The 13,754-nt window shown below is 66.6% G+C and carries 12 protein-coding genes; 8 read left to right on the top strand and 4 right to left on the bottom strand.

Annotated elements, in window-relative coordinates; all coding sequences use genetic code 11:
• Positions 1 to 7: 7 nt before the first annotated feature.
• Both ACV17W_RS14665 and ACV17W_RS14660 read right to left on the bottom strand, forming a co-directional pair.
• Complete coding sequence (locus tag ACV17W_RS14665) at positions 8 to 805, bottom strand: ABC transporter ATP-binding protein (protein ID WP_462593062.1); 798 nt, start codon at positions 803 to 805, stop codon at positions 8 to 10.
• Positions 806 to 808: 3 nt separating this feature from the next.
• On the bottom strand, positions 809 to 2,758 hold the full coding sequence (locus ACV17W_RS14660; RefSeq protein ID WP_462596561.1) for an AMP-dependent synthetase/ligase: 1,950 nt from the start codon (positions 2,756 to 2,758) through the stop codon (positions 809 to 811).
• Between the two features lie 201 nt (positions 2,759 to 2,959).
• On the opposite strand from ACV17W_RS14660, the gene ACV17W_RS14655 reads away from it, so the two are divergent.
• From ACV17W_RS14655 to ACV17W_RS14640, 4 genes are all read left to right on the top strand, one after another.
• Positions 2,960 to 3,649, top strand: coding sequence for a Crp/Fnr family transcriptional regulator (locus ACV17W_RS14655; protein ID WP_462593061.1), 690 nt, complete (start codon positions 2,960 to 2,962; stop codon positions 3,647 to 3,649).
• A gap of 80 nt (positions 3,650 to 3,729) precedes the next feature.
• Positions 3,730 to 5,199: a polyphosphate:AMP phosphotransferase gene (pap, locus tag ACV17W_RS14650; protein WP_462593060.1), complete on the top strand. Its 1,470-nt coding sequence runs from the start codon at positions 3,730 to 3,732 to the stop codon at positions 5,197 to 5,199.
• 11 nt (positions 5,200 to 5,210) lie between these two features.
• A complete protein-coding gene (locus ACV17W_RS14645) occupies positions 5,211 to 5,672 on the top strand; it encodes a GNAT family N-acetyltransferase (RefSeq protein ID WP_462593059.1) in 462 nt (153 codons plus the stop codon).
• Positions 5,669 to 6,133: an HIT family protein gene (locus tag ACV17W_RS14640; protein WP_462593058.1), complete on the top strand. Its 465-nt coding sequence runs from the start codon at positions 5,669 to 5,671 to the stop codon at positions 6,131 to 6,133. The genes ACV17W_RS14645 and ACV17W_RS14640 overlap by 4 nt, the downstream gene beginning before the upstream one ends.
• A gap of 115 nt (positions 6,134 to 6,248) precedes the next feature.
• Here the strand turns inward: ACV17W_RS14640 and ACV17W_RS14635 are convergent, their stop codons facing one another.
• Positions 6,249 to 7,469: an NnrS family protein gene (locus tag ACV17W_RS14635; protein WP_462593057.1), complete on the bottom strand. Its 1,221-nt coding sequence runs from the start codon at positions 7,467 to 7,469 to the stop codon at positions 6,249 to 6,251.
• Positions 7,470 to 7,721: 252 nt separating this feature from the next.
• Between ACV17W_RS14635 and ACV17W_RS14630 the strand changes: the two genes are divergently transcribed.
• The gene (locus ACV17W_RS14630; RefSeq protein ID WP_462593056.1) at positions 7,722 to 8,738 is read left to right on the top strand and encodes an amino acid ABC transporter substrate-binding protein; all 1,017 of its coding nucleotides are present in this window, start codon (positions 7,722 to 7,724) and stop codon (positions 8,736 to 8,738) included.
• Positions 8,739 to 8,905: 167 nt separating this feature from the next.
• Here ACV17W_RS14630 and ACV17W_RS14625 read toward each other — a convergent pair whose 3' ends face one another.
• Entirely contained in the window at positions 8,906 to 9,454 is a 549-nt protein-coding gene (locus tag ACV17W_RS14625) for a hypothetical protein (RefSeq protein WP_462593055.1), read from the bottom strand.
• A 179-nt stretch (positions 9,455 to 9,633) separates the two neighbouring features.
• Between ACV17W_RS14625 and ACV17W_RS14620 the strand changes: the two genes are divergently transcribed.
• From ACV17W_RS14620 to ACV17W_RS14610, 3 genes are all read left to right on the top strand, one after another.
• Positions 9,634 to 10,395, top strand: a complete 762-nt coding sequence (locus tag ACV17W_RS14620) for a uracil-DNA glycosylase (protein WP_462593054.1) — start codon at positions 9,634 to 9,636, stop codon at positions 10,393 to 10,395.
• Between the two features lie 262 nt (positions 10,396 to 10,657).
• Positions 10,658 to 12,508 (top strand): DEAD/DEAH box helicase, encoded by a 1,851-nt coding sequence (locus ACV17W_RS14615; RefSeq protein WP_462593053.1) that lies wholly within the window; start codon positions 10,658 to 10,660, stop codon positions 12,506 to 12,508.
• Positions 12,509 to 12,546: 38 nt separating this feature from the next.
• Positions 12,547 to 13,743, top strand: a complete 1,197-nt coding sequence (locus ACV17W_RS14610) for a class I SAM-dependent methyltransferase (RefSeq protein WP_462593052.1) — start codon at positions 12,547 to 12,549, stop codon at positions 13,741 to 13,743.
• The last annotated feature ends 11 nt before the right edge of the window (positions 13,744 to 13,754 follow it).

The raw sequence follows: 13,754 nt of genomic DNA, 5'->3' as shown, positions 1-13,754 counted from the left end.
TGCCTTGCTAATGCGAAACGCCCAGATAGGCCTGGATGACCGCCTCGTTGGCCCGTACATCGTCGGGCCGGCCGTCGCCGATTTTCTTGCCGTAGTCGAGCACCACCACGCGGTCCGAGATGTCCATGACGACGCCCATGTCATGCTCGATCAGCACGATGGTGGTGCCGAACTCGTCATTCACATCAAGAATGAAACGGCTCATGTCCTGCTTTTCTTCGATATTCATGCCCGCCATGGGCTCGTCCAGCAGCAGCAGGCGCGGCTCCATCGCCAGGGCACGGCCCAGGTCCACGCGCTTTTGCAGGCCATACGGCAAGCGCCCGACCGGAGTTTTCCGGTAGGCCTGGATTTCCAGAAAGTCGATGATGTTCTCGACGAATTCGCGATGGCGGATTTCTTCGCGCTCGGCCGGCCCCCACCGCAGCGCCTGCGCAAACAGGCCGCATTTCATGCGCAGGTTGCGGCCCGTCATGATGTTGTCGAGCACGCTCATGCCCTTGAACAGGGCCAGGTTCTGGAACGTGCGCGCGATGCCCATTTCGGCGGCGCGCCGCGGGCTCATGCGCGTGTAGCGCTGGCCGTCGAACGCTATGGCGCCTTGCTGCGGCGTGTACACGCCATTAATGACGTTCAGCATCGAGCTCTTGCCGGCGCCATTGGGCCCGATGATGGCGCGGATTTCGTGTTCGCGCACATTGAACGAGATGTCGGTCAGGGCCTTTACGCCCCCGAACGACAAAGAAATGTTCTGCAGGTCGAGCAAGACCTCGCCGATGCGCTGCTCGCGGTCTGGTTGAGTCATCTTCTACGCGGCCCGGGCAGTGATGGGAGGAAACGTCTTGACCGGACGGATCTTCAGATCGGCGGCAATCTTGCCCACCCTGCCGTCCTCGAACTTCACTTCGGTCTCGATGTATTGCGACGCCTTGCCCGTGAACAGCGCGTCGATCAGTACCTCGTATTTCTGCGCAATGAAGGTGCGCCGCACCTTGCGTGTACGGGTCAGCTCGTCGTCGTCGGGGTCAAGTTCTTTGTGCAGGATGAGGAACCGCGCTATCTGCGAGGCGGCCAGCTTGGGGTCTCCGGCCAGGTCGGCGTTGATCTGTTCGATGCACTCGCCCACCAGTTGATAGACCTCGTCCTTGGACGCCAGGTCGGTATAGCCCGCGTAGGGCAGGCCGCGCCGCTCGGCCCAGTTGCCCACCGCTTCGAGATCGATGTTGATGAACGCGCAGACATGCTCGCGGCCATTGCCGAAGGCCACGGCTTCTTTAATGTGCGGAAAGAACTTCAGCTTGTTCTCGAGATACTTGGGCGCGAACAGGCTGCCATCGGCCAGCTTGCCCACGTCTTTGGCGCGGTCGATGATTTTCAGCTGCCCGTCGGCGTCCAGGTAGCCAGCGTCGCCGGTATGAAACCAGCCCTCCGCGTCCCGCGCTTCCTGGGTCGCCTGCGGATTGCGGTAATACTCCTTGAACAGGCCCGGGCTCTTGACCAGAATCTCGCCGTTGTCGGCCACGCGGATTTCGACCCCGCTGACGGGCGGACCGACGGTGTCGTCGCGTACCTGGCCGTCGGGCTGCACGCACACGAACACCGACGTTTCGGTGGAGCCGTACAACTGCTTCAGGTTGATGCCGATCGAGCGGTAGAACACGAAGAGGTCCGGGCCAATGGCTTCGCCTGCCGTGTAGGCCACTCGAACGCGGCTCATGCCCAACGCGTTTCGCAGCGGCCCATACACCAGCACATTGCCCAGCGCGTAACGCAGGCGGTCCCAGGCGCCGACCCGCTCGCCATCGAGAATGCGCACGCCGACCCTGCGCGCCAGGTTCATGCAGCTGCGGAACATGGCCCGCTTGAGGCGGCTGGCGTCTTCCATGCGGATCATCACATGGGTAAGCAGCCCTTCCAGCACGCGCGGCGGCGCGAAATAGTAAGTGGGTCCGATGTCGCGCATGTCGATCGACACCGTATCGGGCGATTCGGGGTGATTCACCGTGAACCCGCTGACCAGCAGCTGCGTATACGAGAACATGTTCTGGCCGATCCAGGCGGGAGGAAGGTAGGCCAGCACGTCTTCCCGGTCGGTCAGGTTTTCCATCTCGGCGACCGCGCGCGCACGGTCGATCAGGGCGTGGTGGGTCAGCACCACGCCCTTGGGCTTGCCGGTGGTGCCCGAGGTGTAGAACATCGCGGCGGCGTCGTCGGGCTGCACCGCGGCCGCTGCCTGCTCGTAGAAGCCGGGGTGTGCGTGGGCATACTCGCTGCCCAGCGCCTCGAGCTCCTCGCACGAGCGCAGCATGGGGTCGGCATAATGACGCAGGCCCCGCGGGTCGTCGTAGACGATATGGGCCAGGTCGGGACACTGCTCGCGCACTTCGAGCATCTTGTCGACCTGTTCCTGGTCTTCGACCACCGCCACGGTGATGCCCGCGTCCTGCAGCACATAGACCATTTCCTGCGCGATGGCGTCCTGATACAGCGGTACCGGAATGGCGCCCAGCGCCTGGGTGGCCATCATGGCGATATACAGGCGCGGGCGGTTCTCGCCGATGACGGCGACGTGCATGCCCGGAGCAATGCCCAACGCGGCGAGACCATGCGCGACCAGCCTGACGTGATGGGCGACATCGCTCCAGGTCAGGGTTTGCCAGATGCCCAGATCTTTCTCGCGTATGGCGGGCCGCGACCCGCGTACGCTGGCATGCTGCAGGAGCAAGCCGGGAAAGGTGCCGGGCGCGGCCGGCGTCATGCCGGTTGCAGGCTGTGCGAGCGCCACGTTGTCTCCTCCGGTTTGGGGGCCACCCCTGGGTGGTGTTCATGCTGGCGGCATGGACACCGGGGCGGCACTTGACCAGTTCATGTTCGATATACGGCAGCAGTTAAGGTATAAGGTTGGGTTGCGACCGACTGTCACGATTGCGACATTCCAGGACCATTTAGGGTATTCCCCATGCAGCTAGCCGATTCCCTGCACCTTGCCGCGGCATGGTTCCGCGTCTTGACCGACGAGCAGCAATCGCGCGTCGAGCGGGACATCACGGTGCAGCCCGCGCAGGCTGGAACGATCATAGAACGCAAGGGCGAACCCGCACAGGTCTGGATCGGCGTGCTGGCCGGGCTGGTCAAGGTCTCGGTGGGCAATGCCGAAGGCAAGATCGCATCGCTGACCGGCGTGCCCGCGGGCGGCTGGATAGGCGAGGGCTCGCTGCTCAAGCGTGAAGTCCGCAAATACGATGTGGTCGCGCTGCGCGATTCGGTGGTGGCGCGCATGCCCGCCGCGACGTTCGACTGGCTGCTCGACACCAGCATTCCGTTCAACCGCTACCTGCTGCACCAGTTGAATGAACGGGTGGCGCAGTTCATCGGCAAGGCCGAGTACGACCGCCTGCTCGATCCCGACGCGCGCGTGGCGCGCTGCCTTGCCGAATTGTTCAACCCGCTGCTGTACCCGGGCATGGGCATGCGACTCGCCATCACCCAGGAAGAAGTCGGCTACCTGGCGCGCGTGTCGCGGCAACGCGCCAACCAGGCCCTGGGCAAACTCGAAGAGGCGGGGCTCCTGCGGGTCGAATATGGCGCAGTGCGCGTGCTCGACATCGACGGACTCAAGGGATACGGCGCGGACAGCGTGGCCGAATAGCGCCCCCGGGGTCGGCTTGCGCCGCGACCGAATATCCCGCACCATCACCGCATCCGCTTTTCAGCCCCGCGTCCTGCCTTATGTTCGACGAAGCGCAGTCCGACCCGTTCCTGTCCAAAGACGCTTATGAAGCCCACGAGGCGCGTTTGCGAGTAGCGCTGCTGAAAGCGCAATACCGGCTGCTGGAACGCGCCGACCGCGCGCTGCTGCTGGTCGTGGCCGGCATCGACGGGGCTGGCAAGGGCGCCACCGTCAATCTGCTGAACGAGTGGATGGACCCGCGCCATATCAAGACACTCGCCTTCGGCCCGCCCCAAGCCGACGAGCTCGAACGCCCGCCCCTATGGCGTTACTGGAACGAACTGCCCGCCAAGGGGCGCGCCGGCGTTGTGTTCGGGTCCTGGTACGTGCCATTGTTGCGCGAGGCCGCTCGCAAAAGACCCCGGGCGAACCGCATCGAATCCCATGCCGACGCCATACGCCGCTTCGAAGCGGTGCTGGCCGCCGACGGCGTGCAGATCGTCAAGCTGTGGTATCACCTGTCGGCGCAGGCACAGGCCGAGCGCATGCAGCAATTGCTGGCCAACCCCGAAACCGCATGGCAGGTCACGGCCGCCGACCACAAGGTGCGCAAGAAGTATCCCCGCCTGTGCCACGCAGGTGAGCAGGCCATCGCGCTCACGGACGCCGCGCATGCGCCCTGGACCGTCATCCCCAGCGCCGATGATCGCCTGCGCGCCGTGCGCACCAGCGAAACCGTACTGGACGCCCTGCAACAACGCCGCGCGCCTCGCGTGGCCACCGGCGTCGCTTCGCCCCCGGTCAAGCCGGTGCCCAACGCGAGAGCGCTGGCCCGCATCGATTACGACGCCCGCCTCGACAAGGCCGAGTACGAGGCCGCGCTGCCCCGACTGCAGGGCCGGCTGGCGCAGGCCGTGCGCTCGCGTGCATTCCGCCGACGCAGCCTGGTGCTGGTTTTCGAAGGGCAGGACGCCGCTGGCAAGGGCGGCACCATCCGCAGGGTGACCCGCGCGCTCGATGCGCGACAGTTCGATCTCGCCCCGATCAGCGCACCGGCGCCCCACGAGCAGGCCCGCCCTTATCTGTGGCGTTTCTGGCGTCGTCTGCCCCGACATGGGCGCATCGCCATCTTCGACCGCTCATGGTACGGGCGCGTGCTGGTCGAGCGCGTCGAACGGCTGGCCAAGCCGGCCGACTGGCGCCGCGCGTACGGCGAGATCAACGACTTTGAACAGCAGCTTGCCGAACACGGCACCATCGTGCTGAAGTTCTGGCTGGCCATCACGCCCGACGTGCAGTTGCAGCGCTTTCACGACCGCCAGCAATCGCCTTTCAAGCACTTCAAGATCACAGCCGACGACTGGCGCAACCGCGAAAAATGGCAGGCCTACGCGCAGGCGGCCGACGCCATGCTGGCGCGCACCGATACACCGTGGGCGCCGTGGCAGGTTGTGCCGTCCAACGACAAACGCCACGCCCGCATACAAGTTCTGCAGCACATAGTCGATACTCTTGAAACCTCACTCTGACCGCGCACGCCATGCAAAAAACCGACCGCTCCTCGCCTGACATCCGCCGTATCACGGCTTCGAACTTCGAGGCCTGGCTGCCTCTCTGGAAGGGATACCAGGCGTTCTACAACGTAGACATCGACGACGCAGTCACGCGCAGCACCTGGGAACGCTTCCTGGACCCCGCCGAGCCCATGTACGCCGCACTGGCCTACCACAACGGACGCGCCATCGGCATGGTGCACTGGATATTGCACCGCTCATGCTGGACGGCGGGCGACTACTGCTATCTGCAGGACCTCTTCGTGGCGCCTGACGTGCGCGGCGGCGGCCACGGGCGGGCGCTGATCGAACACGTGTATGCCGAAGCCCGAGCCGTGAATGCGGCGCGCGTCTATTGGCTCACACACGAGACCAACCATACGGCCATGCAGTTGTACGACCGCATCGCCGACCGCCCCGGCTTCATCCAGTATCGCAAAAGCCTATGAGCGCACGCGACCCCCACTGCCCGCTGTGCCAGGATGACCAGGGCGCCGCGTTATGGCGCGGGCCGCATCTGCGCGTGGTCGAGGTTGAAGACGCCGACTACCCGGGATACACGCGGGTGATCTGGAATGGCCACCTGGCGGAAATGACCAGCCTTTCCCACCACGGGCGCGATCTGCTGATGCGCGCGGTATACGCAGTCGAGCAGGTACAGCGCGATGTGCTGGCGCCCGACAAGATCAACCTGGCGTCGTTGGGCAACATGGTGCCGCACCTGCATTGGCACGTGATTCCCCGCTGGCGCGGCGACCGGCACTTTCCGGACGCCATCTGGGCGCCGGCGCGAGTGGCGGCCGGCGCCGAACCGCCCGAATGGCACGAGCGGCAGGAACGCACCCGCCAGCTGCTGCCCCGCTATCGCAACCGGCTGGTCGAGGCGATGAACGCGCTGCTCTGGCATTGATCCGCCGCGAACCGCCCGGCCGCGGGGCGGGCGCCGGCAGCTCGCCACACGGCCTGGCGTTTTTCCACCCGGCATCGTGTCACCGCAGGGCCTGGCCGCCGATGACCCTGGCGGCTCAGCCGGGCTTGCCGTCGACACGTGGACGCATCAGCCTCGGCGCGTAGGCCAGCGCATACAGCAGGAAGCCCGCCACCCAGCACGCCGCCGCGCCGTACACCCAGTGCAGATAAGCAGCCGGCCACAGCAGCGGGCCGAAGACGCGCAGCGCCGCCGCCGCTGCGATGAGCCAATACGCCGTGACTTCGGCGCGCCCTGCCACCAGTCGCCTGCCTGTATGGCCCAGCGCGGTACGAGTGATCATGGCGATGATCGCCGTGCCCACCACGCCCACGGCCAATGCATGTTCGGCGATGCCAGGCGCAACCCAGCCCAGCGCACTGGCGGCGAGCAGCAGAAACGCGACGGGCAGCCACGCGTAAGCCAGGTGCAGGATCCATAAAATGGGCCGATTGCCTACCGCATGACCACGCCATCCCGCCACGCGCACGGCGAGCAATACGCCAGCCAATGCGGACAGGGCCGCCGCGAGCCAGCCCGGTGCCGGCAGCACCCACGCCAGCAAGGCCGCCACCGTCGCGCCCGCGACAGGCGCGGCCAGGCGAGGATACGTGTGCAGCCGAAACCCCGGCACGGCATTCGTGGTGAACATGGGCAACACCCGGGCACCGATGACGGTGACGTACAGCACCGGCAAGGCCAGGCCCGCCACGCAGGCGCGCAGCGCCAGCGCGGCGTCTCCTTGCACCGCAAACAGGTGATACGCGAGGTTGACCCCCGCATACACCCACAAGGCCAGGGCGAGCGGGTAATTGCGGCGGTTGCCTGCGCGCACCAGCACGCGCGTGAATGCCAGCGCGGCCAACGGCAGGAACAGCCCATCGACCAGGGCGGCGACGGCTGGCGGGGCGAGCCACATGGCGCCCCGCCCGGCCAGCCACAGCGCCGTCAGAGCAGCCAGGGCGCCGCCCGCCGGCGTTTCCACGCCCGTCCAGGCGCGCCCGGCGGTATACAGGAAGCCCACCACAATGGCGGCTGCGAAGCCGAACACCATTTCGTGCGCATGCCACAACAGCGCCAGGCCCATCGCGCCCGCCGGCGGGGGCATCAGACCTGCAAGCTGGGCAGCCCAGAAGGCCATGCCCAGCGCGGCGAACAGTGCACCCGCCAGGTAGAACGGGCGAAACCCCAGCGCAAACAGCGCGCAACCCGATGGCGGCGGCTGCCGCGGTTCAGATGGCCGGAGCAGATTGGACGGGGAAATCGGGATTTGAACCATGGCGTCTGGACGGGAAGTGGCGCTGCGCGAAGCAGATTGGCGACCGAGTCTACAGTCGCCGCGCAATCGCAGAGAATGACGGCGGGCAATCTGCAGCTTATTGCATTCGCCTTTGCGTTTCCGCAATAACCACTGTCGCGTATAACTTACCTACCGCAGATTATTTGGCGGCTCCGGCCAAGCTGGCTACCCTGTAGGGCTCGTTCGATACGGCGGCATCGTCGCCGCCCCTGAAGCCAACGGAAGCATCTCATGAAAATCGCATCACACCTGATCGGCGCGGCCCTGTTGCTGGGCGCCGCCACCGGCGCGCAGGCCGCCACGCTCGACGTGGTCAAGCAACGCGGCGAAGTTCGCTGCGGCACCACCACCGGCTTCGCGGGTTTTTCCGCCCCGGACGCCAAAGGCGTCTGGCGTGGCCTGGATGTGGATGTTTGCCGGGCCATCGCGGCGGCCGTGTTCGGCGACGCCAGCAAGATCAAGGTCGTGCCGCTGAACTCGCAGCAGCGCTTCACGGCCCTGCAGTCGGGCGAGATCGACGTACTGACGCGCAACACCACCGTGACGCAGCAGCGGGATACGGCCCTGGGCATTATTCATGCGGGCATCAACTTCTATGATGGCCAGGGGTTCCTGGTGCCGAAATCGCTGGGCGTCAAGAGCGCCACCGAATTGAGCGGCGCAACGATCTGCCTGCAGACCGGCACCTCCAACGAGAACACGCTGGCCGACTGGGCCCGCGCAAACCAGGTCGACTACCGGCCGGTGGTCATCGAGACGTTCGATGAAGTCGTCAACGCTTTCGCCGCCGGGCGTTGCGACGTATTCAGCACCGACGCATCGGGGCTGGCGTCGATCCGCATCTCGAAACTGCAGAACCCGGACGACTATGTGGTGCTGCCCGAGATCATTTCCAAAGAGCCGCTGGGCCCGTTCGTGCGTCAGGGCGACGATGCATGGTTGAACATCGTGCGCTGGTCGCTGTCAGCCATGATCGAAGCCGAGGAATACGGCATTACCTCGGCCAATGTCGATGAGCTGGCCGGCGTCGCCAACCCGAACATCCGGCGCATCCTGGGAGTCACGCCGGGCGCGGGGGCCAATATGGGCCTGGATGACAAATGGGCTTACAACATCATCAAGCAGGTGGGCAATTACGGCGAGAGCTTCGACCGCAATGTGGGCGCCGGCAGCCCGCTGCAGATCTCGCGCGGCCTCAATGCCCAGTGGACACAGGGCGGCCTGATGTACGCCCTGCCCATCCGTTGACGCACGTCGGCCGCGACCAGACTGTGCGCGCCCGCCGCCGACACGCTGGCGCCACCGGGCGCGGCCTCGACCCGACGCGCGCGCTGCCCGGTATCCGTGAAGCCTGTCGGGGCGATGAGCTCGGCGCAAGAACACCGCTGCGGCCGGCTGCCGCGGCGGGGCCCGCGCTAGTTGATGCTGTATCCCCGGCCCTTGAAACAGGCGCCCATTGCGCGGCTGTACGACTCGGTAGCCACCGCGGTGGTGTATTCGCTGACGTAGTCAGGGTCGAAGCCACTCTGGTTGATGGCCCAGCGGCGGCATTCCTGGCGGTCGAGCGCCTGCTGTGCTTCGCTTTGCCCCTTGGCGGGATAGGCGATCACATTCAGGTTGGCCGAAGCCACGCGTGGCGCTGAATAAGCCACGGGCGGAGCCGTATATACCGTGCCGGGCGCCGTATACACCGGCGCCGGGTAGACCGGTGCCGCATACACGGGAGCCGCGTAGCCGACCGGCGGGTAGTACACGGACGGCGATACATACGTGACGCCGCTATAGCCATAGCGGGGGCCGGTGCTCAGCGCCAGCGCCACGCCGGTGCCCAGCAGGGCGGCCCCGCCTATCCACCATCCGCTGCGGTAATAGCCCCCGTGATAGCGGCCGTGGGCCATGGCCTGGCTGGTGAGCGCCGCCAGCGCAAGCGCGGCCAGCGCGGCGCGGCAATATCGGGACTTCATGTCGGTGTTCCTGTAAAACCGCCGCGCGCCGCCTGCGGACAGGCAGGCGCGGCTATGTCTACTTTACTCCGGACCTGCCCGGCTGTGCGCCGGCGGCGCCTCGACGAGGCGACTGAATCGCTTCATGGTGTATCCGCGCCCACCGCTGCGCCGGCCCGCGTGCTGTGCAAAAATCACGCATGCCTGATGACAACCGCCTGCAGCAGAACTCCCTTTCCACCCAGCTTGCGAAGGTGCCGGGCGCCTGGCAGGCCGCATGGAAGGACCCGGCGGTGGCTGGCGCCGTGGCCGGGGTCTGCGCCTATATCGAACAGCGGCTGGCCGCGGGCTTGGTGGTATACCCCGCCACCCCCTTCCGCGCGCTTGAAGGCCTCGCGCCAGCCGACGTGCGAGTCGTGATACTGGGCCAAGACCCCTACCATGGCCCGGGGCAGGCGCAGGGGCTGGCATTTTCGGTGCCCGACGATTGCAGGCGTCCGCCCAGCCTGCGCAACATCTTCAACGAGATTGCCCGGAATTTTCCGGGCACGCCGCTGCCTCGCGGCAACGATCTGTCGCGCTGGGCCCGGCAGGGGGTGCTGCTGCTGAACACCTGCCTCACGGTCGAAGACGGTCAGCCGGCCTCGCATGCCCGGCGCGGCTGGGAAACCGTTACGGACGCTCTGATCCGCCTCGTGGCGCAGGACCGGTCGCCCAAGGCCTTCCTGCTCTGGGGCGCACATGCGCAGGCCAAACAAGTGTTGCTGCCGCACGACAGCGGCCACCTGGTCCTGACGGCCAACCACCCCTCGCCCCTGTCGGCGCGCCGCCCCCCGGTGCCCTTCCTGGGCTGCCGCCACTTCTCACGGGTCAATGCCTGGTTGGCGGACCAAGGCAAAACCCCTATTGACTGGACTACGGAAGATCCTGGCTATATACGTCAGGCAGATTTCGGGTTATGATCACCGCACTGCACAAAATTTTGTCCGGCATTTACCGCGCCGTTGCGCGCATACCACGCAGTTCGTCGGTTCTTCATTCCGACCCCATGCCGGGCACCATCGATTCCTGACCTCCTTTCCTTTCGCCTCGCGTCCATCCCCTTGACGCGCCGCGCGCGGTTGATCCGGTCGGCCCGATGCTCCATCAACCGTCGCCCGGATCCTGCCGCTTATCCTTCGGCTAGCCCGGCACATGCGCCGCCACGAGCGGCAAGGACAAGTAATGTCTTTTGAATCCCTGGGTCTTGCTCCCACCCTTCTGTCTGCCCTGCAACAAACCGGTTTCGACACCCCCACGCCCGTCCAGGCCGCCGCCATTCCGCAGGCACTGGCCGGCCACGATCTGATGGTGTCGTCGCAGACCGGCAGCGGCAAGACCGCCGCCTTCATGCTGCCGGCCTTGCATCGTATTGCGGGCCAACCCGGCAACAAGGGCGTAGGCGTGCAGGTGCTGGTGCTGACCCCCACCCGTGAACTCGCCCTGCAGGTGACCGAGGCCACGGGTTCGTATGGCCGCAACCTGACCGGCCTGCGCACGGCCACCGTAGTGGGCGGCATGCCCTACGGCGCCCAGCTGAAGGCGCTGTCGCGCCGCGTGGACGTGCTGGTCGCGACCCCCGGGCGCCTGATCGACCACCTGAAGGCTGGCCGCGTCAAGCTGAATACCGTGCACACGCTGGTGCTTGACGAAGCCGACCGCATGCTCGACATGGGCTTCATCGAAGATATCGAAACCATCATCGAGCGCCTGCCCCAGGAACGCCAGACCCTGCTGTTCTCGGCCACGCTGGACGGCACGGTGGCCAAGCTGGCCGCGCGCATGATGCGCGAGCCGCAACGCATCGAAATGGCGGGCCAGAAAGAAAAGCACACCAACATTACGCAAAGCCTGCTCTACGCCGACGATGCCAGCCACAAGATGCGTCTGCTCGACCATGTGCTGCGCGACGCCAAGCTGGACCAGGCCATCGTGTTCACGGCCACCAAGCGCGGTGCCGACGATCTGGCCGGCCGACTGGCCGACCAGGGCTTTGCGGCCGCCGCCCTGCACGGTGACATGAACCAGCGTCAGCGCACCCGCACGCTGAGCCAACTGCAGCGCGGCCAGCTGCGCATTCTTGTGGCAACCGACGTCGCGGCGCGCGGCATCGACGTGCAAGGCATCAGCCACGCCGTCAATTTCGACCTGCCGATGCAGGCCGAAGACTACGTGCACCGCATCGGCCGTACCGGCCGTGCCGGACGCGATGGACAGGCCTACACGCTGGCCACCCATGCCGAGCGCCACAAAGTGCGCCGCATTGAACATTTCATCGGCCAGCCGATCACGCCCGAAACCATCGCAGGCCTGGAACCGCAGCGCTCGCCGCGCCCCTATAGCGGCGCTCCGGGCCGGGGCGGCAAGCCCTTCGGCAAGCGTCCGGGTGGCTATGCTGGTGACCGCCCTGCGTTTCGCGAAGGACGCGGCTTTCGCGCCGACGCCCCGCGGGAAGGCGCCTGGCGCAGCCGTGACGACCGCCCTGCACGCCCGGTAGGCGACCGCGATTTCCGACCCGCCCGCCCGGCAGGCGACCGTCCCGCGCATGGCGACTGGCGTGCCGAACGCGATGCGCGTCCCGCAGCCGGTTTTGAAGGGCGTCCGGCGCGTGGCGAATTCCAGCCTCGTGGCGACTTCAAGCCCCGCGGCGAATTCCAGCCGCGTGGTGAATTCAAGCCGCGTGGCGAGTTCGCGGCGCGTGGTGAATCCAAGCCTCGCGGCGAGTTCAAGCCCCGCGGTGAATTCCAGGCTCGCGGCGAATCCAAGCCTCGTGGCGAGTTCCAGCCCCGCGGTGAATTCAAGCCTCGTGGTGATTTCCAGCCCCGCGGCGAGTTCAAGCCCCGCGGTGATTTCCAACCGCGCGGTGAATACCAGCCCCGTGGCGAATTCCAGCCTCGCGCGGCGCGTGCCGACGGCGATCTTCGTGGCGCCGAGCGCCGTCCCAGCGGTTTCCGTCCGTCGACCAAGCCTTTCGCGCAACGCGCCGGCGGCCCGGCCAAGCACTACGGCAAGCCCAGCGGTCCCCGCCGCGGTTAAGCCGGCAAATGGCGGGGCGGCATGGGACAATATCGCCCATGCATCGCCCCACCGCCAATCTCCCTTCGCTTGACCCCGACAGCGCGCGCCACAGTGCGCGCGTTGCGGCGCATCTGCGCCAGGCCATCGCCGACCATCACGGCTGGCTGCCCTTCGATCAATGGATGGCATCGGCCCTGTACGCGCCGGGCCTGGGCTATTACGCCGCCGGCCATGTCAAGCTGGCGTCGCCGGCATCTGTATCGCCGCAGGGCGTACCCATTGCGGCCGGCGATTTTGTCACCGCCCCCGAACTCACCCCCTTGTTTGGCCACACACTCGCGCTGCAAGTCGCAGAAGTGCTGAATGACACCGGCACCCACACGGTGCTCGAGTTCGGCGCCGGCACGGGCGCGTTGGCGCACAGCGTGCTGGCCGGGCTCGACGAGCAGGGCATATCGGCGCAATACCGGATCATCGAAGTGTCCGCAGACCTGCGGGCGCGCCAGCAGGCGCGTCTGGCCGGCTACGGCACGCGTGTGCAATGGCTGGATGAGCTGCCCGCGGCCTTCTCGGGTTGCGTGCTGGCCAACGAAGTGCTCGACGCCATGCCTGTGTCGTTGTTCTGCTATGCCGCCGACGGCACCGTGCATGAACGGGGCGTGGCGCTCGACGCGGCCGGCGAGTTCGTCTGGGAAGACCGACCGGCCGCCGAGCCCCTGGCCCGCAAGGTGGCTGCGCGCCTGCCGGCGCTGCCCGGCTATGTGTCGGAAATCAATTTGCAGGCCGAGGCCTGGATACGCGCCATGGGGGGCTGGCTGGCCAACGGCGCGGCGCTGCTGTTCGACTACGGCTTTCCCCGCCATGAGTACTATCACCCGCAACGCGCAAGCGGCACCCTGATGTGTCACCTGCGTCATCATGCCCATGCCGACCCGCTGGTGGCGCCAGGCGCCCAGGACATCACGGCCCACGTCGACTTCACCGCCATGGCTGATGCCGCGCTCGAGTCCGGGCTGCAGGTGCTGGGCTATACCTCGCAGGCGCGCTTCCTGATGAACGCGGGCCTGCCCGAGCTGCTGGCGCGCTACGACCCTGCCGACGTACGCGCCTACGCGCGGGCGGTCGCGCCGGTGCAGAAGTTGCTCAGCGAAGCCGAAATGGGCGAACTGTTCAAAGTGTTGGCCGTGGGGCGCGGCATCCGCACCCCCCTGCGCGGCTTCATGCGCGGCGACCGGCTGGCTTCGCTGGGCTGAGCCGGCCCACA

The organism is Bordetella sp. MIP270_01_BMS, from assembly GCF_054958705.1.
Note: the sequence above shows the minus strand (reverse complement) of the source record. Positions and strands in the feature narration are given on the sequence as shown.

Bases quoted from the DNA above. Each gene is read 5' to 3' on its own strand.
- ACV17W_RS14665 (WP_462593062.1), bottom strand. From the start codon at position 805: ATGACTCAACCAGACCGCGAGCAGCGCATCGGCGAGGTCTTGCTCGAC.
- ACV17W_RS14635 (WP_462593057.1), bottom strand. From the start codon at position 7,469: ATGGTTCAAATCCCGATTTCCCCGTCCAATCTGCTCCGGCCATCTGAA.
- ACV17W_RS14610 (WP_462593052.1), top strand. From the start codon at position 12,547: ATGCATCGCCCCACCGCCAATCTCCCTTCGCTTGACCCCGACAGCGCG.
- ACV17W_RS14645 (WP_462593059.1), top strand. From the start codon at position 5,211: ATGCAAAAAACCGACCGCTCCTCGCCTGACATCCGCCGTATCACGGCT.
- ACV17W_RS14640 (WP_462593058.1), top strand. From the start codon at position 5,669: ATGAGCGCACGCGACCCCCACTGCCCGCTGTGCCAGGATGACCAGGGC.
- pap (WP_462593060.1), top strand. From the start codon at position 3,730: ATGTTCGACGAAGCGCAGTCCGACCCGTTCCTGTCCAAAGACGCTTAT.
- ACV17W_RS14630 (WP_462593056.1), top strand. From the start codon at position 7,722: ATGAAAATCGCATCACACCTGATCGGCGCGGCCCTGTTGCTGGGCGCC.
- ACV17W_RS14655 (WP_462593061.1), top strand. From the start codon at position 2,960: ATGCAGCTAGCCGATTCCCTGCACCTTGCCGCGGCATGGTTCCGCGTC.
- ACV17W_RS14660 (WP_462596561.1), bottom strand. From the start codon at position 2,758: ATGACGCCGGCCGCGCCCGGCACCTTTCCCGGCTTGCTCCTGCAGCAT.
- ACV17W_RS14615 (WP_462593053.1), top strand. From the start codon at position 10,658: ATGTCTTTTGAATCCCTGGGTCTTGCTCCCACCCTTCTGTCTGCCCTG.
- ACV17W_RS14625 (WP_462593055.1), bottom strand. From the start codon at position 9,454: ATGAAGTCCCGATATTGCCGCGCCGCGCTGGCCGCGCTTGCGCTGGCG.
- ACV17W_RS14620 (WP_462593054.1), top strand. From the start codon at position 9,634: ATGCCTGATGACAACCGCCTGCAGCAGAACTCCCTTTCCACCCAGCTT.